This window comes from Bacillus sp. P4_D3 (assembly GCF_056401855.1).
Genome location: NZ_JBFUIN010000583.1, coordinates 1 through 1,955, shown reverse-complemented (window position 1 = coordinate 1,955; position 1,955 = coordinate 1). Strand labels below are relative to the sequence as shown.

Here is a 1,955-nt window from a genome sequence, read left to right as displayed (position 1 = left end):
ATTAAGAGTCTTTTTGTGTTGATGAAAAGTTTAAAAGAAAAAGGAATTGGCATGATTTACATTACGCATCGTTTTCCAGAAATCTTTGAAATTGCGAATAAAGTAGCAATTTTGCGTGACGGAATGATTGTAAGTCAAGGGGATGTATCAAGCTATACATATGACATGCTAATGGAGGGGTTATTACCGAAAGGTTATAAACTTGAGGAGAAGAAAGAAATCACGCAAGAAGAAATAGAGCATTCGGAAAAAGTATTAGATGTCACGAATGCGTCTAGTTATGCGTTTCAAAATGTATCATTAACTGTACACGCTGGAGAAGTTGTCGGGATTGCAGGTATCGTCGGATCAGGTAGGACTGAATTAGCTGAATCAATATTTGGATTAATGCCTTTGAAATCAGGTTCTGTTTTATTAGAGGGAAAATCCATTACGAAGTATTCGGTACATAAGAGAATAAAGGAAGGTATGGTGTATGTACCGGAGGACCGGGCAGGGAATGGCATTTTTTCAATTGCGTCTGTGAAAGAAAATATAACATCTGCATCTTTAAACAGTATGAGTAGCTTCTTTTTAAATGACAAAAAAGAAAGCGCTTTATCAGAGTTGTATATAAAACAGTTTAGAATTGTTGTCCCTCATATGAATGAGAAAATGACGTCTTTATCAGGTGGGAACCAACAGAAGGTCGTGTTAGCGAAATATMTTGCATGTAATCCGAAATTGATTATTCTTGATGAACCGACCCGTGGTATTGATGCGAAAGCAAGATTAGAAGTATACGAAACGATACAAAGTTTGAAGAGAAAGGGACTTGCGATCATATTAATTTCTTCAGATATGGAAGAAATCGTTCAATTAGCGAATCGTGTTTATGTGATGAGAAACGGAGAATTCGTCTCTCATTTGGAGAAGAAGGAAATTTGTATTGATGAAGTTACACGTCTTGCGTACGGAGGAAAGGGAGGTGTAACGGAGTGAACCGTTTATTTAAAATGCATGAGACGTCTATTATTATTTTATTACTTCTTTACATAGCCTTCGTTGGAGTAATGAAYCCTAGTTTTGTTCAATTTAGCTCTTTAGCTTTAATTATGAAATCAAGCGTTATTTTAGTTGTTTTGGCAATTGGTCAATCTTTCGTATTGTTTACGAAAAATATAGATGTWTCAGTAGGATCTATTATGGGATTAAGCGCTGCGGTTTGCGGGATGTTGTTAACAGATGGATACAGTGCCTTTATTTCAATATTTGCGGCAATTATACTTAGCGCCCTTATTGGTATGGTAAACGGAATTGGCGTTACGAAATTTAGGGTGCCAGCTATCATTATGACATTAGGAATGCTCGGGATTATTAGAGGCGTAATGTTAATATTTACGGGCGGAAAGTGGATTGAAGATATTCCGAATGAGTATAAACAAATTTCTTCTATTATGATGTTAGGGATTCCGATAACGGTATGGACCGTTCTTATCATATTACTGCTGCTATATTTCTTTTTAATGAAAGTTCAAATTGGAAGATATTTTTATGCGGTCGGTGATAATGAAGATGGTGCAAGGCTTATTGGAATACATGTAGATAAAGTGAAAATATACGCGTTTATCATATCAGGCATAAGCGCTGGGTTCGCTGGATGTATATTCGTAATGAATATTGGATTCGTTCCAAATCAAACAGGTACAGGGATAGAATTGCAAGTTATCGCTGCTGCTGTTTTAGGTGGTATTCATTTAAAAGGAGGAACAGGTTCTATATTTGGAGCGGCATTAGGTGCATTCTTCTTAGAAGTGATAAGCAGTTCACTCGTCTTTTTAAAAATACCTGCATTTTGGAATAGTGCTATTTCAGGATTTTTACTTTTACTCATCATCATATTAGATAGTGTCTTAAAAAAATGGAAGAAACTCCGGCAATTAGAAGAAAGGAGGGTGAATCTATGAGGGGAATAC

The 1,955-nt window shown here is 36.1% G+C and carries 2 protein-coding genes; both read left to right on the top strand.

All coding sequences use genetic code 11. The features are described from left to right. On the top strand, positions 1-981 hold a 981-nt coding region (locus AC1DTM_RS24320; RefSeq protein ID WP_477001091.1), incomplete at its 5' end, for an ATP-binding cassette domain-containing protein. After that, a complete protein-coding gene (locus AC1DTM_RS24315; protein WP_016105189.1) occupies positions 978-1,946 on the top strand; it encodes an ABC transporter permease subunit in 969 nt (322 codons plus the stop codon). The genes AC1DTM_RS24320 and AC1DTM_RS24315, both read left to right, overlap by 4 nt. Positions 1,947-1,955: the final 9 nt, after the last annotated feature.